This is a genomic window from Streptomyces sp. SudanB25_2051 (assembly GCF_964272635.1).
Lineage (GTDB): Bacteria > Actinomycetota > Actinomycetes > Streptomycetales > Streptomycetaceae > Streptomyces.
The window spans coordinates 1,958,607-1,981,703 of record NZ_OZ186787.1; the positions used below are offsets into that span (position 1 = coordinate 1,958,607).

A 23,097-nucleotide genomic window follows, 5' to 3' on the forward strand; every position below is an offset into this window, starting at 1 on the left:
ACACGAGGAAGGCGGGCCATCCGATCGAATGGCCCGCCTTCTTCCGGCTGTGGAGCTAAGGAGAATTGAACTCCTGACCTCTTGCATGCCATGCAAGCGCTCTACCAACTGAGCTATAGCCCCTTGCTGTGTGCCGCCCTGCTCGGTTTCCCTTGCGGGCTTCCCTCGCGGCGACACAGAGAACATTACACGGTCCCCCCGGTGATTCACCAAATCGGTTGTCCACACCCCCGTCCGGGGAGCCGTCCGGGCGGGTAGCGTCGGCGCATGTGACCGCGACCGTGACCGCCCGAACCCGGCTCCGGAGCCTGCCGCTGGCAGCTCTGGGCACCTGCCTGCTGTCGTTCGCCGCCTTCTGGCTGGCGCAACGGGCCGCGCATGTGTCGATGCTCGACCTGTCGGTGTACCGGGCCGAGGGGGAGACCGCCCTGGCGGGCGGCGACCTGTACGCGATGCGCGCCACGTCGGCGAACCTGCCGATGACGTATCCGCCGTTCGCCGCGCTGCTGTTCACCCCGCTGACGCTGGTCGGCGTCCCCGAGATGCGGACGCTCGCGACGCTGGGGAATCTGCTGCTGCTGGTCGCGCTGACACATCTGTCGCTGCGGCTGGTCGTGTCGCGCGGGCCGGAGGCGCTGCGGCGGGGTGGGGCGTTCTGGACGCGGCCCGGGGCGGCACTGTGGCTGGCGGCCGTGCTCGTGTGGTGCGAGCCGGTGTGGCAGACCTTCCGGTACGGGCAGATCAATCTGCTGATGGCGGTCGCGGTGCTGTGGGACCTCACGCGGCGGGCGGACAGCCGCTGGGTCGGGATCGGAATCGGCTTCGCCACTGCGGTGAAACTCACACCGGGCCTGTTCGTCGTGCTGCTGTTCGTCGTGGGCGTCCTGTGCGCGCGCGGGGACGGCTTCGCGCCGTGGCGGAACGAGTGGCTGCGCCGCGGCACGCGGGCCACGGCGGCGTTCCTGGTGGTGACGGTCGCGTCGGCCGTGGTCCTGCCGTACGACTCGCGCCGCTTCTGGACGGAGATGATCTTCGAGACGGGTCGGGTCGGCCGCACCGAGGAGACCGCGAACCAGTCGCTCAGCGGAGTGCTGGCGCGGCTGCTGCACACCATGGACCCGGGGGTGTGGTGGCTGGTCGCGGCTGCCGTGGTGGGCTTCGCCGGGGTGTCCGTGGCCGCCCTGGCGGCGCTGCGCGGCGACCGGCCGGTGGCGGTGCTGGCGTGCGCGCTGACGGCGCTGCTGGTGAGCCCGATCTCGTGGTCGCACCACTGGGTGTGGTGCGTGCCGGCGCTGGTCCTGCTCGCCACGCGCGTCCACCCCGCGTGGACGGCGGGCACGGCGCTGGTGTTCGGTTCGTTCGCGCTGTGGTGGGTGCCGCACGCCCCGGCGCCGGTACGGCTCGAACTGCACCAGAACGGCTGGCAGATGCTGGCCTCCGGCCTCTACACGCTGCTGGGTTTGGCGCTGTTGGGCGTGTTCGCCGTGTGGGTGGCGCGGACGCGGCCCGACGGCGGGCGACTTGAGGGGCTGCGGCTCGCGGAACAGCGGTCCCCGAGCGGGCCGCTCGCGGGGCCGGGGCTTGGGGAGCGGGACACTGCGGGCGGGCGGACCGGGCAGCGGGAGCCCACTGAGGGACGGTCCGTGGAGCGGGAGCCCGCGGGCGGGCGGACCGGGGAGCGGGCTCAGGCCGTCGCGAACGAGTAGAAGCGCTTGAGGGTGCAGTGCTCGTCGAGCAGGCGCCCGTAGATCGGCTCCCCTTCGAGTTCCCGGTAGGTCTCGATGGGGTCGCCTTTTATGATCAGCGCCCGCGCGCACTCCTCGCACCAGTACTGGTACTTCGGGTTGACCGGTTCCATGTCGCGGACGATCGGCGTGCCACTGCCGCACCAGTCGCACTTCCGCCTGTGTGCACCCATCGATCAGCTCCAGCTGTGGCCGCAGGACGTGCAGACGTAGGTCACGCCGCCGTTGTCACCGAGCACCTGCGCGACGTCCGGGGAGCCGCAGGCGGGGCAGAGGATGCCGGTGCGCGCCTGCGGGGTGACGAGCCGGGCGGCGGGTTCCTCGATTCTGCTGGCGGCCATCGCGCACTCCCTCCCGTCCGGTCCGTAGCCCCCTCCGGCGGTCCGATTCTGCCATGGCCCCGGCGGGGCGGCAGCGGCGTTCGGCGACCGGTCCGGGGAGGCTCCGGGACGGACCGGGACAGATCCGGGGAAGGGCGGAGGACGGGGGTCCGTACGAAGAAATCCCGCCCCCTGACGGGGACGGGATTCCTGACTGTGGAGCTAAGGAGAATTGAACTCCTGACCTCTTGCATGCCATGCAAGCGCTCTACCAACTGAGCTATAGCCCCTCGTGTTCTTCGCGCTCCGCGCTGCGAACAAGAAGAACTTTAGCCTGTCACCTGCCCGAAAGTGAAATCCGGGTCAGTCGTCGTCGCCGAGGACCGGCTCGGGGAGCGTGCCGGCGTTGTGCTCCAGCAGGCGCCAGCCCCGCGCGCCCTCCCCCAGGACGGACCAGCAGCAGTTGGACAGACCGCCGAGGCTCTCCCAGTGGTGCGGGTCGAGGCCGAGGAGCCGGCCGATCGTGGTGCGGATCGTGCCGCCGTGGCTGACGACGACGAGCGTGCCGTCCTCCGGCAGCTTCTCGACGTGCTCCAGGACGAGCGGGGCCGCCCGGTCGGCGACCTCGGTCTCCAGCTCCCCGCCGCCGCGCCGGACGGGCTCGCCGCGCTTCCACGCGCGGTACTCCTCGCCGTGGCGGGCGAGGATCTCCTCGTGGGTCAGGCCCTGCCAGACGCCCGCGTACGTCTCCCGCAGCGCGGCGTCGTGGGTGACCTGGTGCCCGGTGACCGCGGAGAGCTCGGCGGCCGTGGCCGCGGCCCGCTTCAGGTCGGAGGCGATGATCGCGTCCGGCCTGAGGGCGGCGAGCAGCCGGGCGGCCCGGCGGGCCTGGGCGACGCCCGTCTCGGTCAGCTCGATGTCGGTGCTGCCCTGGAAGCGGCGCTCCAGGTTCCACGCGGTCTGGCCGTGGCGCCAGAGGACGATGCGGCGGCCCCTGCCGCCCTTGGTGGCGCTCAGCGCAGCTCACCGTCCGCTTCGTCGCCGGGCAGGCCGTCGGAGTCGGCGCCGGTCAGCGCGGCGTGCTCCGCCGCCTTGCCGCGGGTCTTCATGGCGTCCTCGGGCAGCGGCAGCTCGGGGCAGTCCTTCCAGAGCCGCTCCAGGGCGTAGAAGACGCGCTCCTCGCTGTGCTGGACGTGGACGACGATGTCGACGTAGTCGAGGAGGACCCAGCGGGCCTCGCGGTCGCCCTCGCGGCGGACCGGCTTGGCGCCGAGCTCCTTGTTCAGCCGCTCCTCGATCTCGTCGACGATGGACTTGACCTGGCGGTCGTTGGGCGCGGAGGCGAGCAGGAAGGCGTCGGTGATCGACAGCACGTCACTGACGTCGTACGCGATGATGTCGTGCGCGAGCCGGTCGGCGGCCGCCTGGGCGGCGGCGTTGACGAGCTCGATGGATCGGGAGGTGGCGGTCACAAGCAGGCTTTCGTCGGCGGTCAAGGACACCTCAAGGGTCTCACGTGCCGCCGACAGCCCGGCAAACCGTCATCCGGCCTTGTAGTCCTTGCCGAGGACGACGGTCACCTCGGCGTTCGCGGACGCCTCTCCCTTGCGCACGGCACGCGCGGGCAGCCCGAGGGTCTTGGCGACCTCCTCCGCCTTGGCCTTCTGCGCCGCGTCGGCGTAGACGACCTCGGAGGTGCTCTCCGTGCCGTCGGCCCTGCCGCCGTCGATCACCGCGTAGCCGCCGTTGACGAGGACGATCCTGGCCGCCTCGGTGGCGTCGTCGTCGCCGCTGGCGTTGCGCACGCCGACGCGGACCACGGAGCCCGGCTCGGGGGCGCTGACGGAGCCGCCCAGGATGTCCTTCACCACGCTGCGGGAGGCCTCCTCGGTGAGCCGCCCGTCGCCCTGCACGGGCAGCAGCGCGGTCTTGTACGCCCCCGTCTTGGCGTGCTCGGCGAGCTTGGCCAGCGAGGCGCCGAGGTCCTTCTCGGGCAGCGACGGGTCGAGGATCTGCGCCAGGGACTGGACCGTCACGGTGGCGTTCTCGGGGTCGTCCGACATCTTGCGGAGCACGCCGTGCACGACCTGCCCGAACCGCTGGAGCTGGGCGGTCTCGGACTCGCCCGGCCCCCGGTGGGTGGCGTAGGCGACGGCCATGCGCCCGTCCAGTGTCTGGTTCTCGCCCTTGGGTACCACCGGGTCCTCGCCCTCCTTGGCGGCGGGCACCTCGGCGTCGGTGGTCACGTCGATGCCGCCGACCAGCTCGACCAGGTTCTCCAGGTACGGCGTGTCGAGCCGCCAGGTACCGGTGATCTTCGTACCGAGCAGGGAGCCGATGGCCTCGCGCGTGCCGGAGGAGCCGTCGTCGTCGACGGACTTGCCGAGGGTCGTGGTGGTTCCGTCGTCGTTGGTCACGGCGAGCGCGTTCGGCAGCAGGACGGTGGTTCCCTGCTTGGTGGTGGCGTTGTCCACCAGCAGGGCCGTGGAGGTGGCCTCGTCCTTGGTGTTGTGCAGGTGCAGCACGATCACGTCGCGCTTCTGCGGGCCGGTCGCGGTGGCGCCGGTCTGCTGGGCGTCCTCCTTGGAGAGGCCCGGCAGCAGGCCCGCGTACCAGAGGTAGCCGACCCCGCCGACGAGGGCCAGCGCGAGGACGACGCAGAGGGCGATGATCCGGTTCCGGCCGCGCCTCTTGGCCTCCTCGCGGCGCTCCGAGCGGCTCTCGGTGAACTTGAGCCAGTCGATGACGTCCTCGGACTCCTCGTCGGACTCGTCGACGAAGGCGAACTGCTCGGTCCGGTACTCCCCGCCGTCAGCGGCGTCCCGCTGTTCACGGGCGGCGCGGGGGTCACCCGTGCCGCGGCTGTCGCGGGGGTTGCGCCGGTCGCCGGGGGCGGCCCGCCGGCCGGTGCGCGGCGCCTCGGCGGCCGGACCCTCAGCGAGCGGGCCGGGCTCCTGCGCGTCGGCCGCCGGGCGGCGCTGCTCGGGCACGCCCGCGGGCGCGGCCACCTGGCCGGACCGGGCGGGCGGTACGGGCTGCGGGGCGTGCGGTGCCTGCGGGGTGGCGGGGGTGTGGGGGGCGGCCGGGCCCTGGGCGCCGTAAGGGCTCTGCGGGTCCTGCGGTGCGGGCGCGGCCTGCGGGGTCTGCGGGGCCTGCGGGGTCTGGGCGGTCTGCCACTGCTGGGCGCCGTACGGGTCGTACCCGCCGTAGCCCTGGCCCTGCTGTGCCTGCGCCTGGTCGCTGTAGCCCTGGTACTGCTGGTCCTGGGGATACGGCTGGGGCTCGGGGTACGGCTGGGGCTGGGCGTACGGGTCGTAGCCGTAGCCGTAGCCCTGCTGCTCGGAGCCCTGCGGCGCCTGGGAAGGCTGCTGGTTCTGCTGGTACACCGGCTGCCCGTACTCGTCGTAGCCGACGATCTGCGGCTGCGGCGGGTAGTACGGGTCGTACTGGCTGTTCTGGTCGGTCACCGGTGCCCCTCTCCGCGGCTCACTGGCCCCGGTACAACTGACGCTTGTCGATGTAGCGCACCACACCGTCCGGTACGAGGTACCAGACGGGGTCGCCGTGCGCGACCCGCTCGCGGCAGTCCGACGAGGAGATCGCGAGCGCGGGCACCTCGACGAGGGAGACGCCGCCCTTGGGCAGGCCGTCGTCCGACAGGTCGTGGCCGGGGCGGGTGACCCCGATGAAGTGCGCGAGCGAGAAGAGTTCCTCGGCGTTGCGCCAGCCGGGCATGATCTGCGACAGCGCGTCGGCTCCGGTGATGAAGAACAGATCCGTGTCCGGGTTGAGGGAGCGCAGATCCCGGAGGGTGTCGATGGTGTACGTCGGGCCCGCGCGGTCGATGTCGATGCGGCTGACCGAGAACTGGGGGTTCGACGCCGTGGCGATGACCGTCATGAGGTAGCGGTCCTCGGCCGGGGACACCGTCTTGTGGCTCTTCTGCCAGGGCTGCCCGGTCGGTACGAACACCACCTCGTCCAGGTGGAACAGGGCGGCCACCTCACTGGCGGCCACCAGGTGTCCGTGGTGGATCGGGTCGAAGGTCCCACCCATCACGCCCAGGCGGCGCTTGCCGGGACTTCTCGGCACTTCCTGCTCTCCCATGCGTGCAGAGCCTAACGGCACGGCGGTTCGGCCTGGTCCCGGCGGGCGCCGGCTCAGCGGTCGCGGTTGAAGCGGGTGGTGACCCAGAGGAGGAGCAGCAGCGCGAGGAGGGCGCCACCGCCGGTGAGGTACGGGTTGAGGCTTTCGTGGTTGCCGTGGTGCTCGGAGCCCTCGGCCAGCGTGACCAGGTGGGCGGCGGCGGTGTGGAGGCTGCTCATCTTCTGCGGGACCTATCCATCGGAGTCGGAGCGGAGACTTCGCGCACATCGTATGCGGGCGGTCCGGGCACCCTCACGCCGACTCAGGCGTTGTGTTGGCACGGGCCGTTGTCCACAGGCCGTTATCCACAGCCCCGGCGGGCTTCTCGCGCACCGCCTAGGCTGAGGTCTGTCAGGGGGACGAGTCACATCTCGTATGAAAATGGGGGCATCCATGACAGAGACCGGCCGTGAGAATGTGCCGAGCCGTGCGCGCCGGCGCTTTCCCGGTATCTCCTCCCGCGCCTACGAGCATCCCGCGGACCGTTCCGCGCTCGTCGCCCTGCGCAAGCTCAGCGGCTTCGACACCGTGTTCAAGGCGCTGAGCGGGCTGCTGCCGGAGCGCAGCCTGCGCCTGCTGTACCTGTCGGACTCCGTGCGGGTGAGCGACGCCCAGTTCGCCCACCTCCACGACATGCTCCGGGACGCCTGCTACATCCTCGACCTGGAGAAGGTCCCGTCGATGTACGTCACGCAGGACCCCAAGCCCAACGCGATGTGCATCGGCCTCGACGAGCCGATCATCGTGGTCACCACGGGCCTGGTGGAGCTGCTGGACGAGGAGGAGATGCGGGCCGTCGTCGGCCACGAGGTGGGCCACGCCCTGTCGGGCCACTCCGTGTACCGGACGGTGCTGCTCTTCCTCACCGGCCTGGCGCTGAAGGTGGCGTGGATCCCGCTCGGCAATGTGGCGGTCATGGCGATCGTCACGGCGCTGCGGGAGTGGTTCCGCAAGTCGGAGCTGTCGGCGGACCGGGCCGGGCTGCTCGTCGGCCAGGACCTCCAGGCGTCGATGCGGGGCCTGATGAAGCTGGCGGGCGGGCACCACCTGCACGAGATGAACGTGGACGCGTTCCTCGCGCAGGCGGAGGAGTACGAGGAGTCCGGCGATCTCCGCGACTCCGTGCTGAAGATCCTGAACGTGCTGCCCCGGTCCCACCCGTTCACGACGGTGCGGGCGGCCGAGCTGAAGAAGTGGTCCGAGAGCCGCGACTACCAGCGGATCATGGACGGCCACTACCCGCGGCGGTCGGAGGACAAGGACGCGTCGGTCACGGACTCCTTCCGCGAGTCGGCGAGCCACTACGCGGACACCGTGCGCGGGAGCAAGGATCCGCTGATGAAGCTGGTCGGCGACATAGCCGGTGGCGCCGGCGACCTGGGCGGCAAGCTCTTCGAGAAGTTCACCGGCGCTTCCGGCGGCCGGCCGGCCGCGGGAGAGGACGGCAAGAGCGACGGCACGGGTACGGCCTGAGCGAGCCGCTGCGGCACCGGCTCGGACCCGCCTCGGCCGACTGCCCGCGGGGCCGGGGCGGTGTGGCCGGTGCGGTGCCTGGGCCCGGGGGCGCGCGTGCCCGGGGGCCTGGGCAACCGGGGCTCGGGGTGGTGCCTGTGGTCTGAGGCCGGCCGCCCTCGGCTCCGGCCGCTGCCGCCCGCCCCGCGGGCTAGCGAGGCGAGGGCTGGGCGGCCGGGGACAGGGTGCCGCAGAGGCGGGTGCCCGCGGCGGGAGCCGGTGCGTACGGGTCGGTGACCGGTGGGGTGGTCGTCCTGGGCCGCTCGCCGGCCAGGAGGGGGCGCAGGGCTCCTGAGAGGTCGGTCGCGCAGTCCAGGGGGCCCGCCTGGAGGTGGCTGGTGACCAGTTCGGCGCGGTGCATGCGCAGGTCGTCGCGGTCGAAGCGGAGGCGCAGCTCGCGGCGGACGGTGAACAGCGAGGCGCGTTCCGGGGCGGTGCCCGGCCCCGGCGGGCGCACGGCGTAGGCGAAGGTGTGGACGGAGGCGACCTCCAGGGCGTCGGGGGTCTCCTCGGTCACCTTGAGGGTGCCCCGGACGCGGACTGCGGGGTCGGCGAGGGTCGCGTGGGCCGGGTCGAACCGGACGAGCCAGCCGCCTGTGGCGTGCCGGCCGTCGGCGGCCGGGGCGTCGACGCTCGCGTCGAACTGGGCGATCTGGTCGGGGTCGATGAGCAGCCGGACCGGGCGGGTGGTTCCGCCCGTGAGGGTCTCGGGGTCGAGGGAGGAGCGGACGAGGTAGTCCTTGGCGATGGTGAGGGCGGCCATGACCTGGCCCTGCGTGAAGTGGGCGGTGCGCCGGGCGGGCGGCAGGGCGATGCCGGCCGCTCCGGGGCGGTACTGGGCGGCGGGGCTGCGGGCGTAGAGGTCGCCGGGGCGGCCGCCCGGCACGGGGCCGGTGGGCGCCAGGGCGACGAGGGTGACGCGCAGGGGTTCGGTGCGCGGGTCGGGAGGCGGCTGGTAGGGGTAGCGGGAGCCGAGGTGGATGGCGGCGGCGAAGACCGTGGCGACGAGCAGCACGAGGATGAGGGCGCCCACACGGGCACCGGTGTGGCGGCGTCGACGCGGGCCGTTGACGTGCCGCCGGGCGGGGCGCCAGTGGTGGCGGCGGTCGAGGTCGTAGGCGTACTCGTACGCGGCGTCGCGGTCGAGGGCCAGGGCGGGGTCGACATGTTCGGCGCCGGGGCGGTCGCGGACGGCGGGGGTGTCGTCGCCCATGCGTTCGCGGGCGGACAGTTCCTGGAGGCGGGCAGCACGGACGAAGGACTCGTCGAAGACGACGGGCCGGTACTCGTCCTCGCCCCTGCCGGGAAGCCCCTCCGGGGTGCCGTCGGGCGTCCCTTCGGGCGGGTCGACACTCCCTGCCATACCTTCAGGGTGGGTCGGCGGGGGGTGCGGTAAACGCCCCGCGGACGCCGAGTCGCACGGGCGGAGAGCCGGGGTACAGACGGCTGCGGCGGCACCCGGGGACGGCGCGTGACACGGGTGTGGCGCCGTGGAACCAGGGGGTGGCGGAGGCTGCCGGGAATCGTGGATCAGGCACCTCACGGCGGGGTGACGCGCCCCGTCGTGGCACGGGGCCGGAAGGGTGCTGAAGCGGCGGGCAGCGCCCGACTGCGGGCCGTCGGGGCGGCCGGGAGGCTGCTGGGTGGACGGTCGGGGGGCGCGGCGCGGCTGGGGCACGTGCCAGGTGGTTGACCGGAGCGAACGGCGTGGCGGGGTCACCGGGTGGCCGGGCGGGCCGTGCGGCGTGGCGCGGAGTCATGTGCCGGGTGCCCGTCGGCCATAAAGGCTCCGCTCCCTCCGGCTCCGGCTCCGGCTCCGGCTGCTGCACGCACTAGCGCACCGAATCGCGGCGTCCCAGGGGCCGACCTGTCCGTCCAAGGCGTGGCGCGCGGGCCGACGGGACGTCCACGGCGCGGGTCGGCGGGGTCGGGGGCCCTGGAGGGCTACGGGAGCGTTGCCGGAGCCGTAGGGGTGAGGGCGGCGGCGGACGGGGCGTTGTCCGGGCCGATGTCGCTGCTCGCCGGTGCGGGGATCTGCTCGTCGCGGTCGCCGGACGAGCCGCGGTAGACGGCGGAGAAGGCGAGGGCGACCATGCCGAGGCCCATCAGGAGGGCGACGAGCCAGGCGACGGGGCGGTACCAGCGGTTGCGCGGGCGGTAGGGGCGCAGGGCCCCGCCGTAGGGCCCGTACGGATCGTGGTCGTACGGGTCGTAGTCGTCGTCATCGGGGTCGCCGCGGCCGTCCCGGGAGCCGTGCCGGTCGGGGCCGTACGGGTCGTCGTCGGGGCGGGGGCCGCCGCGGGCTCCGGTGGCCTCGGCGTCGGCGCGGGCCTGGGCCGCGGCCAGCAGCCGCTCGACGGCGGACGGCTCGTGGATCTCGGCGGCCCGGACGAAGTCCTCGTCGAACACCACGGAGGCGAGTTCCTCGTCGGCGCCTCCGCGGTCGTCGTCGGGCTCCCAGCCGTCCGGGAACGGCCTGCCCCCCACGTCGTCCGGCACGTGTCTCAGGGTAGACCCGGACGGCGCCGTTCGGCAGGGAGAGTGCGCAACCTCCCCCTGCCGGACGGCGGGGCCGGGCGGGCGGCGGGGCCGGCGCGGCTACCGGATGTGGCCGTCGCCGGTGACGATGTACTTGGTCGAGGTGAGCTCCGGAAGGCCCATGGGGCCGCGGGCGTGGAGCTTCTGCGTGGAGATGCCGATCTCGGCGCCGAAGCCGAACTGGCCGCCGTCGGTGAACCGGGTGGAGGCGTTCACGGCGACCGTGGTGGAGTCGACCAACTGGGTGAAGCGGCGGGCGGCGGCCTGCGAGGTGGTGACGATCGCCTCGGTGTGGCCGGACGTCCACAGCCGGATGTGGGCGACGGCCGCGTCCAGCGAGTCGACGACGGCGGCGGCGATGTCGTACGAGAGGTACTCGGTCTCCCAGTCCTCCGGGGTGGCCGGGACGACCGTGGCCTTGGAGCCCTCCGCGTGGGCGAGGACCCGCTCGTCGCCGTGGACGGTGACGCCCGCCTCGGCGAGCGCGTCCAGGGCGCGCGGCAGGAACGCGGCGGCGATGTCCTGGTGGACGAGGAGGGTCTCGGCGGCGTTGCACACGCTGACGCGCTGCGCCTTGGAGTTGACCAGGATGTCGACGGCCATGTCGATGTCGGCCTGGGCGTCGACGTAGACGTGGCAGTTGCCGGTGCCGGTCTCGATGACGGGGACGGTGGACTCCTCCACGACCGTGCGGATCAGGGAGGCGCCGCCGCGCGGGATGAGCACGTCGACCAGGCCGCGTGCCCGCATCAGCTCGCGCACCGAGTCCCGTGACTCGCCCGGGACGAGCTGCACGGCGTCGGCGGGCAGGCCCGCTCCGCCGACGGCGTCGCGCAGGACGCGGACCAGGGCCGTGTTGGACGCGTACGCGGAGGAGGAGCCGCGCAGCAGGACGGCGTTGCCGGCCTTCAGGCAGAGCGCGGCGGCGTCCACGGTGACGTTCGGCCGGGCCTCGTAGATGATGCCGACCACGCCGAGCGGGACGCGGACCTGCCGCAGGTCCAGGCCGTTGGGCAGGGTGGAGCCGCGGACGACCTCGCCGACCGGGTCGGGCAGCGCGGCGACGTGCCGGACGTCGGCGGCGATGGCCCGCACCCGCTCGGGGGTGAGGGTCAGGCGGTCCACGACGGACTCGCTGGTGCCGGCCTCCCGGGCCTTGGCCACGTCCTCGGCGTTCGCCTGGACGATCTCGGCCGTGCGGACTTCGAGGGCGTCGGCCATGGCCAGCAGTCCGTCGTCCTTCGCCGCGCGCGGCAGTGGCGCGATATCGGCGGCGGCCGCACGGGCCCGGTAGGCGGCCCGCGCCACCGGCGACATGTCGTCGTACGGGTGCATGGACGGGGAGGCGGATTGCGAGGTCATGCACGCAGGGTAATGCGCTCCCCGCGGGCGCCGCTCAAATGTCCCGCTCCGTCCCGCTCTGCGAGACGCCCGGCCGGGACCCGGACGGGGTCGGCGCCCCGGCGGTCGCGGAGCCGCTCCGGTGCGTCGGAGGGCGGAACCGGGCCGGGGCCCGCGCCCCGGCCCGAGTGTGGCCGAATCAGTACGGGTGCACGCCCACCGGTGCGGCGGGCGGCGGGCCGTACCCCTCCGCGATGCGCTGGTGGTAGGTCTCCCGGTCGATGACCTCCAGGCCGACGATCTCCCACGGCGGCAGCTTGGCGCTCTGCCGGTGCTCGCCCCACAGGCGCAGGGCCACGGCGGCCGCGTCGTGCAGGTCGCGGGCCTCCTCCCAGTACCTGATCTCGGCGTGGTCGGTGGCGTATCTGCTGGTCAGCAGGAACGGATGGTCGTGGGCGAGCTGTTCGAGCGCCCGCCGGACGTCCGCCAGCGGGGCTTCGCGGCCCGACACGCTGAGCGTGATGTGCCACAGCTTGGACACCGGCCGGTCCGGGACGCGGTCGGCCGGCCCCGGGCCCGGACGCATGCCCGTGCCCGCGGTGGCGCCGCGGCCGGTCACCGGCCGGAGCGCGGCGTCGTCGAAATCGGCCCCGGCCTCGACACTGGTCAAGGCACGTTCGGTCGTCCCGCGGGGCCCGGCCCCAGGGCGCGCTCGTCTCACCGGCGGCCTCCTGTTGATGCGTTGTCGTGCTGTCACCCCGCTTACCCCCCGGACAAAGTTGACCAGTCCCGGGCGGGACGTGGGGGCGTTTTGCCGAAGGTGCCCGGTGGTTGACCCGACTTTCAGCCGTTCCAGGGGTGCAGGACGACCAGATCGTCCCTGTGTACGACTTCCCGCTCGTACGCCGGGCCGAGTTCCCTCGCCAGTTCCTTGGTGGAGCGGCCCAGCAGCTGCGGGATCTCCTTGGCGTCGAAGTTGACCAGGCCGCGCGCGACCGGGCGGCCCTCGCCGTCGCGCAGTTCGACCGGGTCCCCGGCGCCGAAGTCGCCCTCGACGGCGGCGATCCCGGCGGGCAGCAGCGACTTCCGTCCGTGCACCACGGCCCGTACGGCGCCCTCGTCCAGGGTGAGGGCGCCCTGCGGGGCCGAGGCGTGCGCGAGCCACAGCAGCCGGCCGGCGGAGCGGCGCCCGGTGCGGTGGAAGTACGTGCCGGTGTCCCGCCCCGCGAGGGCGTCGGCGGCGCGGCTGGCGGAGGTGAGGACGACGGGGATGCCGGCGGCCGCGGCGATGCGGGCCGCCTCGACCTTGGTGACCATGCCGCCCGTGCCGACCCCGGCCTTCCCGGCGGAGCCGATCTCGACGCCCGCCAGGTCCTCGGGGCCGCGGACCTCCGCGATGCGCGAGGTGCCGGGGCGGCTTGGGTCGCCGTCGTAGAGGCCGTCCACGTCGGAGAGCAGCACGAGCAGGTCGGCGCGGACCAGGTGGGCGACGAGCGCGGCGAGCCGGTCGTTGTCGCCGAAGCGGATCTCGTCCGTGGCGACCGTGTCGTTCTCGTTGACGATCGGCATCGCGCCCATGGCGAGGAGCTGTTCCAGCGTCCGATAGGCGTTGCGGTAGTGGGCGCGGCGGCTCATGTCGTCGCTGGTCAGCAGGATCTGGCCGACGCGGGCGCCGTAGCGGGCGAAGGAGGCGGTGTAGCGGGCGACGAGGAGGCCCTGGCCGACGCTGGCGGCGGCCTGCTGGCGGGCGAGGTCCTTGGGGCGCTTGTCCAGGCCGAGCGGCGCGAGACCGGCGGCGATGGCGCCGGACGACACGAGGACGATCTCCCGCTCCCCCGCGCCGCGGACCTTGGCGAGTACGTCGACCAGCGCGTCGACGCGGTCGGCGTCGAGACCGCCCGCCGCTGTGGTCAGGGAGGACGAACCGACCTTGACGACGATCCTGCGGGCTTCCGTCACGTACTGCCTTGCCTGTGTCACAGGGCGAATCTATGCCACCCAAAAGGGTCGGTGCGCGCCTGTTCCACCCGGTGGACAGCTTCCTGGACGCCTACGGGGCGCTGCCCGGCGCCCCGGACGGGGCCGGTGAAGCGGGACGGCCCGTACGCGCCCCGACAGAGGGCGGTACGGGCCGTCCGGCACGCCGCGTGAGGTCAGCCGACCGCCGTGGGCTCGGCGGCGGCGCCGTTCTCCTCCGTGAGGGCCTCCGGGCTGTCGTCGCCGACGCCCAGCGGCGCGGCGCCGTCCTCGCGGTCCAGCTCGCCGATGGACTGGCCGGCGAGCCGCTGGGCGACGCCCTCGTTGCGGGCCTGGGCCTTGGCGGTGAGGGTGCGTACGGCGGCGTTGAACCGCTCCATGGAGGTCGGCTCGTCGGGGCCCAGCAGGTACCGCTTCAGGGCGCGGCGCTCCTCCGCCATGCGGTCGGCGGCCGGGTCGGCCACGGCGGCGAGCAGCTCGTCGAGTTCGGCGGCGCTGTTGGACAGGACGACCGCGGCGCGCACGGCGGTGTTCTGGCGGCGGAACTCGTCGGCGCCGATGTCCGCGGAGTCGGTGACCGCGTAGGGCTTGCCGCTGGCGATGAAGTCGGAGACGACGCTGGAGATGTCGGAGACCATGCCGTCCGACTCGTTGAAGCAGTCGTACAGATGGGGCCGCGCGCCGGTGACGACGCGGTGCTCCCACCAGCCGAAGGAGCGCCAGTAGGCGTCGTTCCACTCGGTGCGCAGCCGCTTGATCTCGGCGAGGCGGTGCGGGTCGGCGAGGGAGACGCGGGAGGTCTCGGCCTCGTCGGTGCCCTTGCGGCCGGGGCTGGAGAGCTCGGCGAGGCGGGCCTCGATACGGGCCAGCTCGGCGCGGGCGGCGGCCTGGCCGGCCTGCGCGGCGGCGGCCTCGCGGACCCAGCGCGGGTCGGCGGCGCGGCGGGCGGCGGCCTCGGCGACCATGGCGCGGATGCGCTCGTCGACGGCCTTGGCCTTCTTGTTCACCAGGCCCGTGAAGGGGTGCGGCTTGTAGATGACGCGGACCGGGTCCGGCGCGTCGAGCAGCCGCCGGACGATGTTCTCGCCGGCGAGGAGGAGCGAGGTGTTGCCCGGGTTGCCGTCCCAGCCCTCCCAGGTGGGGGCGTACAGGATGGTCGGGATGGGGTTCCTGGGCGTGCCCGTCCAGCGCTGTATGGGGGCGAGCTGGGGGCGGCCGACCTCCACGATGTCCTCGTCGCGGACGCCGACGTCGGCGAGGGCGTACCGGTCGCGGCCGGCCTGGCCGGCGGTCCACACCTCGTCGTACACCTTGGAGAACGGGTTGACGCTGGCGAGCTTGTCGCTGTCGCCGTGGCCGATGAAGACGTGCTTGCAGGTGGGCACGCGCAGCATGTGGATGTTCTTGCCGACGTTGGCCGGGTACAGCGTGACGCGGAGCGTCGACCAGTCGCGGGCCATCATGTGCTGGCCGCCCGGGATGCACAGGACGGGCACGGCGGTGTCGCCCAGCTTCGGGACGAGGTTGCGCTCGCGCATGATGACGATCGGGCGGCCCTCGACCTGCTCCATGGTGTCCAGCCACATGTTGACCTGGTACGCGGCGTCGTCGGAGCCGGAGAAGTACAGCGCGACGGTCGGCTGGTACTCGCGCAGCCAGGTGTCGACGGCCTTGAGGACGGCGCCGGCGCCCGGGACGCGGCGCTTGCGGCGGGCGTACGGGACGAGCAGCAGGATGTACAGCAGGCCCAGGCCGAGGGTGGTGGCGACGCCCGCGTAGGCGAGGACGGCCCGGCCGGTGACGGCGGCGGCGACGATGCCCGCGACGGCGGGCAGGTCGAGGTGGAGCATCTTCTCCGCGGCGCGGTGCAGCAGGGCGCGCGGCGGGGCGTCGGGGATGCGGACGCCGTGCAGGTCGACGTTGCGGGTGACGACCGGCAGGGTGCGGCGGAGCCGGATGAAGGTGGCGAGCGCGCCGTGCGGGGCCTGGAGTCCGTAGAAGAGGAGGAAGCAGGCGACCGTGGCGTAGAAGACCGGCTGGTCCGCGAGGCCCTCGCGGGCGAGGAGCAGGATCAGCAGCAGCTGGCGCAGCAGGAAGCGGATCGGCAGCCCCGCGCGGACCTTGTTGAGGCGGTTGACCAGATAGCTCTTCTTCTGGTGCAGGTACCAGTCGGCGGCGTAGGTGACGGCGCCGGCGCCCGCGAACAGCCAGATGTCGGGGATCAGCGCGGCGAGCATGACGCACGGAAATCCCAGTCCCAGAAGGACTGCCGCGGCCAGCTCCGACCTGCTGCCCACTCGGGCCAGTCGAATGACGGTCGAAATCACGTAGAACCTGCTCCAGACGGGGATGCCGGTTGTTTCACAAGGCGTTTGATCCCGGGGATTCGGTGCGGCCGGGGCTTCACCGAACGGGCCCCCGCATTCGCGAATCGCTCGCTGATGCAGGGGCCCGGGAATTCACATCCTGCGAGTATTACACATCTTCCTGGCGGTCCAGCACGGCCGCCAGGGCCTGCTCGAATCCGGACGCCTCGCCCGCCGCGCGGGTCGGGTCCTGCTGGCGTACGTCGATGACGTGGCCGGTCAGTTCGGAGAGGAGGACGTCCAGGGACGTGCGGGCCACGGCCTCGGAGGAGAGCAGCGTACCGGCGGGCTCCTGGCCGAACGCCTTGGTCCGCATCGGCGTCGCGGTGCGCTCCGGATTGACGCAATTCACCCGGATTCCATCGGCCGCCCATTCGTCGGCGAGGGCCTGCGTGAGATTCACCATGGCCGCCTTGGTCGACGAATAGAGGCTGTACTCGGCGCGGCCGCGCGTGTAGCTGGAGGAGGTGTAGAGGAGAAGCTGCCCCTTCGTCTCCACCAGATACTTGTAGGAGGCACGCGCGATCTGCACGGGCGCCAGGTAATTGACGTTCAGGGCTTCCTGAATGGTGGCGTTGTCGGTTTCGGCGAGCTTGCCGATGCGCAGGACGCCGGCCGTGTTGATCACGTAGTCGACGCGGCCCGTCTCGGTGTACGCCTTGGCGAGCGCGTCCTCGACGTGCTGCGGGTTCTCCACGTGGGTGCCGGTCGTGGAGCGGCCGAGCGCGTAGACGCGGGCGCCGTACCGCTCGGCGAGGACGGCGATGTCGGCGCCGATGCCGTACGAGCCGCCGAAGACGACGAGCGTCCGGCCGGAGAGGAGCTCGCGGTACGCGTCCTCGTCGGCCTGGGCGGGGGCGGCGGTGGAGGCGAGCTGGAACAGCTTGTCGGCGATGAAGACGTCGACGGGCTGCGTCACCTTCATGTTGTACTCGTCGCCGGGCACGACGTGGATCGGCACGTCCGGCAGGTAGCGCAGCACGACCGAGCAGTCGTCGGTGGCCTGGAAGTTCGGGTCGCCCGCGGCGATCTCGTACGCCTTGCGGATCGTGGAGAGCTTGAACGCCTGCGGGGTCTGGCCGCGGCGCAGCCGGGAGCGGTCCGGGACGTCCGTGATGAACTCGCCGTCCTCGCCGTGGGTGCGCGTCACGATGATCGTGTCGGCGGAGGGGATGGCGACGTCGACGGCCTGGTAGCGGTCGAGCGCGGCCACACAGTCCTTGATCACGCGCTGTGACAGCAGGGGGCGTACGGCGTCGTGGAAGAGGACGTTCAGGTCCTCGCCGTCCGCGAGGCCCTCGCCGAGGGCGCGGATGGCCCGCTCGGTGGTCTCGTTGCGGGTGGCGCCGCCCTCGATGATCCGCGTGACCTTGGTCAGTCCGGCCTTGGCGACGATCTTCTCGACGTCGCCCACGAAACCCGGTGCCATCAGCACGATCACATCGTCGACGCAGTCCGCCTGCTCGAAGATCGTGAGCGTGTGCTCGATGACCGCCTTGCCCGCGATCTTCAGCAGCTGCTTCGGGATCGCGAGCCCCACACGCTGGCCGGTGCCCCCCGCGAGGACGACTGCGGTGGTGCGGGTCTTGGCTTCACGAGGCGCGGACGGAGGCGCAGACACAGGGACGACCTACCTTGCTATGGCTCGGGGACGGGCTGATGGTCGCACCCTCCGTTACCGTCTCGCAAGGCGGGACGAAGGGGACGGAACCTTGCCGGACACCGGCAGTTCACCGTGTGGCCAGCCTTGTTGGAGGGGCCCGAGGGGGCCGTGGCCGTGACGGACGGCACATGATCCGGCGGTTCGGGAGATCCTGTGCCGCCGGCGCGCCCGCGGTGTGCGCGCACGGCGGCACCCCGCGGGGGCGCGGGCGGCGGGGGCCCGTGCGGCGCGGGCCCGGCGGCGGGGCCTCGCCGGGGGCGCGAGCGGGGGCGCGGGGGCGTCATGCGTCGGTGACCCGGACGTACAGGGCGTTGTGCCCGTCGTAACGGAGCGTGAGCTCGACCATCAGCTGGGGCTGCCGCCGCACCTTGCGCACCAGGCGGCGCGCCAGCAGCAGGGGCCGCCGCTTGTGGCGCCGTACGGGCCGGTACGCGAAGACGTCCGCCTTGGCGACCACGTCGTCGAGGAGGCGGGCGATCTTCACGGGCGCCCGGTCGGGGGCGTACCGCAGCCACAGGGCCCAGGTGTCCTGCTCGCGGCGGCGCCGTCCGGCGAGCTCCTCCCACGGCAGGTCGATCCGGAAGCGGTCGCCGGACAGCCAGGCACCGGGGACGGCGACCTCCTCGTGGCTGTCGTACCGGCGCATGACCAGCTCGGGCCGGTCCGCCCGGTCCGTGACGGGCCCGAGGAGCCGGCCGGTGAGCGTGGCGCAGTCGTCGGTGAGCGCGATGTCGCCCGCCTCGGCGTGGACGGCCCGCACCCAGGAGCGCAGCTCCAGCAGATGGCCCGGGGGACGCCGGTACGGGACGAGGTGGCGCACCCCGTCGCCGGGGCCCATCCGGTCGGCGGGGCGCAGCGAGCCGCGCTGGTCGACGGCGCGTGCGGTGAGCGGGGCGCGGGCGCCGGTGGCCGGGTCCTCGACGTGGCAGACCCAGTTGCCCTCGGCCAGGTCCTCGCCGGCGGGGATGGACAGGGTGCCGTCGGCGCGGAAGGTGTACGTGCGCTCGACCGGGTCGCGGCCTTGCAGCACGGCGACGAGGCGCGGGGCGTCGGGGCGGGCGGGCGGGTCTGTCGGGGCGGCCGGGGCGGTCCGGTCTGTCGGGGCGGTCGGGTCGAGCAGGGTGACGGTGAGGGAGCCGTCGGCCTCGGCGACGCAGTCCGCGACGGGCGCGAAGCCCGCGTCGCCGTCATGGCCGTCGTCGTCGGCGGGATGCTCGCGCGGGGCCTCGTCCTGTACGTCCGGTACGGCGCTGTGCGCACCGCCCCCGGTCGGCGCACCGCTGCCCGGCGCGGCGCCGAGGTCCCGTACGGCGGCGCTCTGGTCCCGTACGGCGGCGCCGACCGCCACGGCCCGCCGCTTCCGCGTCCCGGCGCCCAGCTCCATGAAGAGGTCGTCGTAACGCTCGGCGATGACCGACGGGTCGAAGCGGCGGGCGTTGCGCAGGGCCGCCTCGCCCATGCGGCGCCGCAGCCCCTCGTCCTCGATCAGCCGGAGCAGCGCGGCGGCCACGGCGTCGACGTCCCCGACCGGGACGAGCAGCCCGTCCTCACCGTCCTTGATGATCTCGCGGGGGCCGTAGTCGCAGTCGGTGCTGACCATGGGGACACCGCAGCGCATCGACTCGACCAGCGTCATGCCGAACGACTCGTGGCGTGACGTGGACGCGGCGATGGCGCCCTTGACCCACTCGGGCTCGATCGGCGAGCGGGGGCCCATGAGGAAGACGTGGTTGTGGAGGCCGAGGGTGTCGATGTGGCGGCGCAGCTTGTCGCGCTCGGTGCCCCAGCCGCAGATGCGCAGCGTCCACTCGGGGCGTACGGCGACGACCTTGGCGAAGGCCCGGATCAGCACGTCGTACCGCTTCTCCGGGGAGAGGCGGCCGGCGGCGACGACGGTCGTACCGGACTGGTCGGACGGGGCGACCATGGGCTCGGGGACGCTGTTGGGTATGCACAGCACCCATGTGCCGGGGAGCTTCATCTGCTCGCGCCACACGGCCGCGTCGCCCTCGGAGACGGTCACGAACGCGTCGAGCGCTTCGAGGTGGGGCCGCAACTCCTCGCGCAGGGCGGGCTTGTGGTGGTTGTACGTCATGTGCTCCTGGCCGATGAGCACGGCGCCCTCGGGCGCGAACCGCGCGGCGTACGCGACCAGTCCGGGGCGGGTGCCGATCACCACGTCGGCGTCGGAGCGCGCGTAGTGGGCGCGGACCCGCTCGTCGGTGAGCTTGCTGTACTCCTTGAAGCGCGCCTCGGTGCGGGGGAAGAACTCGGCCGGGGTGAGCTGGTCGGGGTGCTCCTTCTCGCAGGTCGGAGACTTGGGGCGGGTGTCGACCAGGGGGACGACCGTGATGCGCGGGTCGATGGTGAAGAGCGGGATGTCCCGGTGGCGGAAGACGGAGACGATCTCGACCTCGTGCCGGTCCGCGAGCTCCTCGGCGAGATTGAGCGTGGTGCGGATGGTGCCGCCGATGCCGTAGACGGTGTGGATGAGGAAAGAGATCTTCACCGATGCCCCATGTGTGTGCCTGCGAGCGCACCGCACGGGCGCCCGGAATGCTAGACGGTGCCGGTAGGGGAAAGGTTGTGCAGGCCAGGGCCCATTCTCCGGCCCGGGCCCGGGCTGCGCGCGGCGAGCGTCGACCGCCCCCGGCGCGGGCGGTACGTGTCCGAGCGTCGTCCGCCCCCGGCGCGGGCGGTACGCGTCCGAGCGCGGGCGGTACGCGCCCGAGCGGTGACGCCGCCCGGGGGCAGGGCGTCACGCGGCGCGGGCCGCCGCGGCCGGGCGACGCGCGACCGACGGCGGGGGCCCGCACCGGGCGGGCACACGCGTCCGGCGGGGCCGCCTTCAGGCAACCCCGCCGGACGACCAGCGAGCGGCAACGGCCCCTGACGAACCGTCAGCGGCCCTCCCCTCAGAAGGGGTTGAACTCGTCGTACTCGCGCTCGGCCTCGTCCCGCTCCGCCTGGCGGTCCTTGCGGCGCTGGGCGGCGGGGCGCGGGGCCTCCAGTCGGTGGTCCTCGCCGCGGCGGCCGAGCATCTCGGCGCCGGCCATCATGGTCGGCTCCCAGTCGAAGACGACGGCGTTGTCCTCCGAGCCGATGGCGACGCCGTCGCCCGCGCGGGCACCGGCCTTCATCAGCTCGTCCTCGACACCGAGGCGGTTGAGGCGGTCGGCGAGGTAGCCGACGGCCTCGTCGTTGTTGAAGTCGGTCTGGCGGACCCAGCGCTCCGGCTTCTCGCCGCGCACCCGGTACAGGCCGTCCTCCTCGCGGGTCACCGTGAAGCCCGCGTCGTCCACGGCCTTCGGGCGGATGACGATCCGGGTCGCCTCCTCCTTCGGCTTCGCGGCGCGCGCCTTGGCGACGATCTCCGCGAGCGCGAAGGACAGCTCCTTCAGGCCCAGGTGGGCGACGGCCGAGACCTCGAAGACGCGGTAGCCGCGGGCCTCCAGGTCGGGGCGGACCATGTCGGCGAGGTCCTTGCCGTCCGGGATGTCGATCTTGTTGAGGACGACCACGCGGGGCCGGTCGTCGAGCCCGCCGTACTGGCGCAGCTCCTCCTCGATGATGTCCAGGTCGGACAGCGGGTCGCGCTCCGACTCCAGGGTGGCCGTGTCCAGGACGTGCACGAGGACGCTGCACCGCTCGACGTGGCGCAGGAACTCCAGGCCGAGGCCCCTGCCCTGGCTGGCGCCGGGGATGAGGCCGGGCACGTCGGCGATCGTGTAGACGGTCGAGCCGGCGGTGACCACGCCGAGGTTCGGCACGAGGGTGGTGAACGGGTAGTCCGCGATCTTGGGCTTGGCGGCGGACAGCACGGAGATCAGCGAGGACTTGCCGGCGCTGGGGTAGCCGACCAGCGCCACGTCGGCGACGGTCTTCAGCTCCAGGACGATGTCCTGTACGTCTCCGGGCTCGCCGAGCAGCGCGAAGCCGGGCGCCTTGCGGCGGGCCGAGGCCAGCGCGGCGTTGCCGAGGCCGCCGCGGCCGCCCTGCGCCGCCACGTACCGGGTGCCGTGGCCGACCAGGTCGGCGAGGACCTCGCCGTTCCTGTCGAGGACGACCGTGCCGTCGGGCACGGGGAGGACCAGGTCCTGGCCGTCCTTGCCGGAGCGGTTGCCGCCCTCGCCGGGCTTGCCGTTGGTGGCCTTGCGGTGCGGGGAGTGGTGGTACTCGAGCAGCGTGGTCACGGACTGGTCGACGACGAGGATCACATCGCCGCCGCGCCCTCCGTTGCCGCCGTCGGGGCCGCCGAGCGGCTTGAACTTCTCCCGGTGGACGGAGGCACAGCCGTGGCCTCCGTTACCCGCGGCGACGTGCAGCTCGACGCGGTCCACGAAGGTGGTCATGGTGGGGTGCCTCCAGCGGTGCGGAAAAGTAAGGAATTCGTACGAGGTGTCTCAGCTGTAACACGCGAAGGGCGGACCCTCTTCCCGCACGGTGTGCACCGTGCGGGAGGAGAGGCCCGCCCTAGCGAAGCGTCCGATCAGGCGACCGGGACGATGTTCACGACCTTGCGGCCGCGGAAGGTGCCGAACTGCACCGAACCGGCCTGCAGCGCGAACAGCGTGTCGTCGCCGCCACGGCCGACGCCCGAGCCCGGGTGGAAGTGCGTGCCACGCTGGCGGACCAGGATCTCACCGGCGTTGACGACCTGACCGCCGAAGCGCTTCACGCCGAGCCGCTGAGCGTTGGAGTCGCGACCGTTCCGGGTGGACGATGCGCCCTTCTTGTGTGCCATGTCTCCTCAGTCCCTTACTTCGCGGCCGTCGGGATCGCCGTGACCTTGATCGCCGTGTACTGCTGGCGGTGGCCCTGACGACGGCGGTAGCCGGTCTTGTTCTTGTAGCGCAGGATGTCGATCTTGGCGCCCTTGTGGTGGTCCACAACCTCGGCCTGGACCTTGATGCCGGCCAGGACCCACGGGTCGCTGGTCACGGAGTCGCCGTCGACAACGAGCAGGGTCGAGAGCTCGACCGTGTCGCCAACCTTGGCAGTGGAAATCTTGTCAACCTCAACGATGTCGCCGACAGCAACCTTGTGCTGGCGACCACCGCTGCGCACGATGGCGTACACGCGGATCTCTCCTCGCTCGAAACGGAAACCCCTGACGCCAGCCGCCCGCACGGGCAGGGCCCGCGACTGAACCGGATGGTCGGAACGGCCTCCCCCGACCTGGGCCGGGAGGGAAGGTGCTCAGGAGCTGGCGCGCATGGAAACACGCCGACGGTCAAGACTAGGCCCCACCCCGGACCCGGTCAAACCGAGCCCCGGGCCGCAGCCGGCCGGAAACACACGAGTCGGCCCTCGTCCGCGGCGCGCGGCGGGCCGCACCGCCCGAGCCCCCTTCTCCCGCGGCCGCGCACAACCCCGGCGACGTGCACGGCCGGCCCCTGTCCATGGCCGCTCCCTAGATATAGCGGTACGGGACGTGCCGCGGACCGCGCCCAGCCCGTGCGCCGAGATGCCGGGAGGGCGTCGGGCGT

20 protein-coding genes and 2 tRNA genes are annotated in these 23,097 nt (G+C 72.9%); 2 read left to right on the forward strand and 20 right to left on the reverse strand.

The genetic code is table 11. The annotated features are described in order from the left end of the window. Positions 1–50: 50 nt before the first annotated feature. A tRNA-Ala gene (locus ACSUPT_RS08680) sits at positions 51–123 on the reverse strand. A 146-nt stretch (positions 124–269) separates the two neighbouring features. Here ACSUPT_RS08680 and ACSUPT_RS08685 point away from each other — a divergent pair. Further along, complete coding sequence (locus ACSUPT_RS08685; protein WP_436943968.1) at positions 270–1,706, forward strand: glycosyltransferase 87 family protein; 1,437 nt, start codon at positions 270–272, stop codon at positions 1,704–1,706. Here the strand turns inward: ACSUPT_RS08685 and ACSUPT_RS08690 are convergent. From ACSUPT_RS08690 to ACSUPT_RS08725, 8 genes are all read right to left on the reverse strand, one after another. After that, on the reverse strand, positions 1,685–1,918 hold the full coding sequence (locus ACSUPT_RS08690; RefSeq protein WP_031128245.1) for a hypothetical protein: 234 nt from the start codon (positions 1,916–1,918) through the stop codon (positions 1,685–1,687). The genes ACSUPT_RS08685 and ACSUPT_RS08690 overlap by 22 nt on opposite strands. A 3-nt stretch (positions 1,919–1,921) precedes the next feature. After that, the gene (locus tag ACSUPT_RS08695) at positions 1,922–2,086 is read right to left on the reverse strand and encodes a hypothetical protein (protein WP_351967479.1); all 165 of its coding nucleotides are present in this window, start codon (positions 2,084–2,086) and stop codon (positions 1,922–1,924) included. A gap of 196 nt (positions 2,087–2,282) precedes the next feature. Beyond that, a tRNA-Ala gene (locus tag ACSUPT_RS08700) sits at positions 2,283–2,355 on the reverse strand. 73 nt (positions 2,356–2,428) lie between these two features. Further along, positions 2,429–3,082 (reverse strand): histidine phosphatase family protein, encoded by a 654-nt coding sequence (locus ACSUPT_RS08705; RefSeq protein WP_351967534.1) that lies wholly within the window; start codon positions 3,080–3,082, stop codon positions 2,429–2,431. Then, a complete protein-coding gene (rsfS, locus tag ACSUPT_RS08710; protein WP_361659216.1) occupies positions 3,079–3,537 on the reverse strand; it encodes a ribosome silencing factor in 459 nt (152 codons plus the stop codon). The genes ACSUPT_RS08705 and rsfS overlap by 4 nt, the downstream gene beginning before the upstream one ends. A gap of 69 nt (positions 3,538–3,606) precedes the next feature. Further along, positions 3,607–5,532 carry a LytR C-terminal domain-containing protein gene (locus tag ACSUPT_RS08715; protein WP_436943970.1) on the reverse strand — a complete coding sequence of 642 codons (1,926 nt, stop codon included), beginning with the start codon at positions 5,530–5,532 and terminating at the stop codon, positions 3,607–3,609. A 19-nt stretch (positions 5,533–5,551) separates the two neighbouring features. Then, positions 5,552–6,172 (reverse strand): nicotinate-nucleotide adenylyltransferase, encoded by a 621-nt coding sequence (nadD, locus tag ACSUPT_RS08720; protein WP_351967477.1) that lies wholly within the window; start codon positions 6,170–6,172, stop codon positions 5,552–5,554. Positions 6,173–6,225: 53 nt separating this feature from the next. Beyond that, positions 6,226–6,390, reverse strand: coding sequence for a hypothetical protein (locus tag ACSUPT_RS08725; protein WP_351967476.1), 165 nt, complete (start codon positions 6,388–6,390; stop codon positions 6,226–6,228). 214 nt (positions 6,391–6,604) lie between these two features. Here ACSUPT_RS08725 and ACSUPT_RS08730 point away from each other — a divergent pair, with 214 nt between their 5' ends. Next, complete coding sequence (locus ACSUPT_RS08730) at positions 6,605–7,684, forward strand: M48 family metallopeptidase (RefSeq protein ID WP_351967475.1); 1,080 nt, start codon at positions 6,605–6,607, stop codon at positions 7,682–7,684. 190 nt (positions 7,685–7,874) lie between these two features. Here the strand turns inward: ACSUPT_RS08730 and ACSUPT_RS08735 are convergent, their stop codons facing one another. The 11 genes from ACSUPT_RS08735 to rplU all read right to left on the reverse strand — a co-directional run bounded on the left by ACSUPT_RS08735 (position 7,875) and on the right by rplU (position 22,687). Then, positions 7,875–9,086, reverse strand: a complete 1,212-nt coding sequence (locus tag ACSUPT_RS08735; protein WP_436943972.1) for a hypothetical protein — start codon at positions 9,084–9,086, stop codon at positions 7,875–7,877. A 581-nt stretch (positions 9,087–9,667) separates the two neighbouring features. Continuing rightward, entirely contained in the window at positions 9,668–10,222 is a 555-nt protein-coding gene (locus ACSUPT_RS08740; protein ID WP_351967473.1) for a hypothetical protein, read from the reverse strand. A gap of 99 nt (positions 10,223–10,321) precedes the next feature. After that, positions 10,322–11,623: a glutamate-5-semialdehyde dehydrogenase gene (locus ACSUPT_RS08745; RefSeq protein WP_436943973.1), complete on the reverse strand. Its 1,302-nt coding sequence runs from the start codon at positions 11,621–11,623 to the stop codon at positions 10,322–10,324. 178 nt (positions 11,624–11,801) lie between these two features. Continuing rightward, positions 11,802–12,323 carry a hypothetical protein gene (locus ACSUPT_RS08750; protein ID WP_351967471.1) on the reverse strand — a complete coding sequence of 174 codons (522 nt, stop codon included), beginning with the start codon at positions 12,321–12,323 and terminating at the stop codon, positions 11,802–11,804. 122 nt (positions 12,324–12,445) lie between these two features. After that, positions 12,446–13,582, reverse strand: coding sequence for a glutamate 5-kinase (proB, locus tag ACSUPT_RS08755; protein ID WP_351967470.1), 1,137 nt, complete (start codon positions 13,580–13,582; stop codon positions 12,446–12,448). A gap of 173 nt (positions 13,583–13,755) precedes the next feature. Next, positions 13,756–15,906, reverse strand: a complete 2,151-nt coding sequence (locus ACSUPT_RS08760; RefSeq protein WP_351967469.1) for a hypothetical protein — start codon at positions 15,904–15,906, stop codon at positions 13,756–13,758. A gap of 148 nt (positions 15,907–16,054) precedes the next feature. Further along, positions 16,055–17,566, reverse strand: a complete 1,512-nt coding sequence (locus tag ACSUPT_RS08765; protein ID WP_399219205.1) for an SDR family NAD(P)-dependent oxidoreductase — start codon at positions 17,564–17,566, stop codon at positions 16,055–16,057. Positions 17,567–17,888: 322 nt separating this feature from the next. After that, positions 17,889–20,117, reverse strand: a complete 2,229-nt coding sequence (locus ACSUPT_RS08770) for a glycosyltransferase family 4 protein (RefSeq protein ID WP_436943976.1) — start codon at positions 20,115–20,117, stop codon at positions 17,889–17,891. 406 nt (positions 20,118–20,523) lie between these two features. Continuing rightward, positions 20,524–21,960, reverse strand: a complete 1,437-nt coding sequence (gene obgE, locus ACSUPT_RS08775; RefSeq protein WP_361659182.1) for a GTPase ObgE — start codon at positions 21,958–21,960, stop codon at positions 20,524–20,526. A gap of 137 nt (positions 21,961–22,097) precedes the next feature. Then, positions 22,098–22,352: a 50S ribosomal protein L27 gene (rpmA, locus tag ACSUPT_RS08780; RefSeq protein ID WP_030494090.1), complete on the reverse strand. Its 255-nt coding sequence runs from the start codon at positions 22,350–22,352 to the stop codon at positions 22,098–22,100. 14 nt (positions 22,353–22,366) lie between these two features. Beyond that, the gene (gene rplU, locus ACSUPT_RS08785; protein WP_031070416.1) at positions 22,367–22,687 is read right to left on the reverse strand and encodes a 50S ribosomal protein L21; all 321 of its coding nucleotides are present in this window, start codon (positions 22,685–22,687) and stop codon (positions 22,367–22,369) included. Between the last annotated feature and the right edge of the window lie 410 nt (positions 22,688–23,097).

Excerpts from the sequence above, each read along its gene's own strand:
- ACSUPT_RS08745 (WP_436943973.1), bottom strand. The coding sequence starts at position 11,623 with ATGACCTCGCAATCCGCCTCCCCGTCCATGCACCCGTACGACGACATG.
- ACSUPT_RS08735 (WP_436943972.1), bottom strand. The coding sequence starts at position 9,086 with ATGGCAGGGAGTGTCGACCCGCCCGAAGGGACGCCCGACGGCACCCCG.
- ACSUPT_RS08725 (WP_351967476.1), bottom strand. The coding sequence starts at position 6,390 with ATGAGCAGCCTCCACACCGCCGCCGCCCACCTGGTCACGCTGGCCGAG.
- rpmA (WP_030494090.1), bottom strand. The coding sequence starts at position 22,352 with ATGGCACACAAGAAGGGCGCATCGTCCACCCGGAACGGTCGCGACTCC.
- ACSUPT_RS08695 (WP_351967479.1), bottom strand. The coding sequence starts at position 2,086 with ATGGCCGCCAGCAGAATCGAGGAACCCGCCGCCCGGCTCGTCACCCCG.
- nadD (WP_351967477.1), bottom strand. The coding sequence starts at position 6,172 with ATGGGAGAGCAGGAAGTGCCGAGAAGTCCCGGCAAGCGCCGCCTGGGC.
- ACSUPT_RS08690 (WP_031128245.1), bottom strand. The coding sequence starts at position 1,918 with ATGGGTGCACACAGGCGGAAGTGCGACTGGTGCGGCAGTGGCACGCCG.
- ACSUPT_RS08730 (WP_351967475.1), top strand. The coding sequence starts at position 6,605 with ATGACAGAGACCGGCCGTGAGAATGTGCCGAGCCGTGCGCGCCGGCGC.
- obgE (WP_361659182.1), bottom strand. The coding sequence starts at position 21,960 with ATGACCACCTTCGTGGACCGCGTCGAGCTGCACGTCGCCGCGGGTAAC.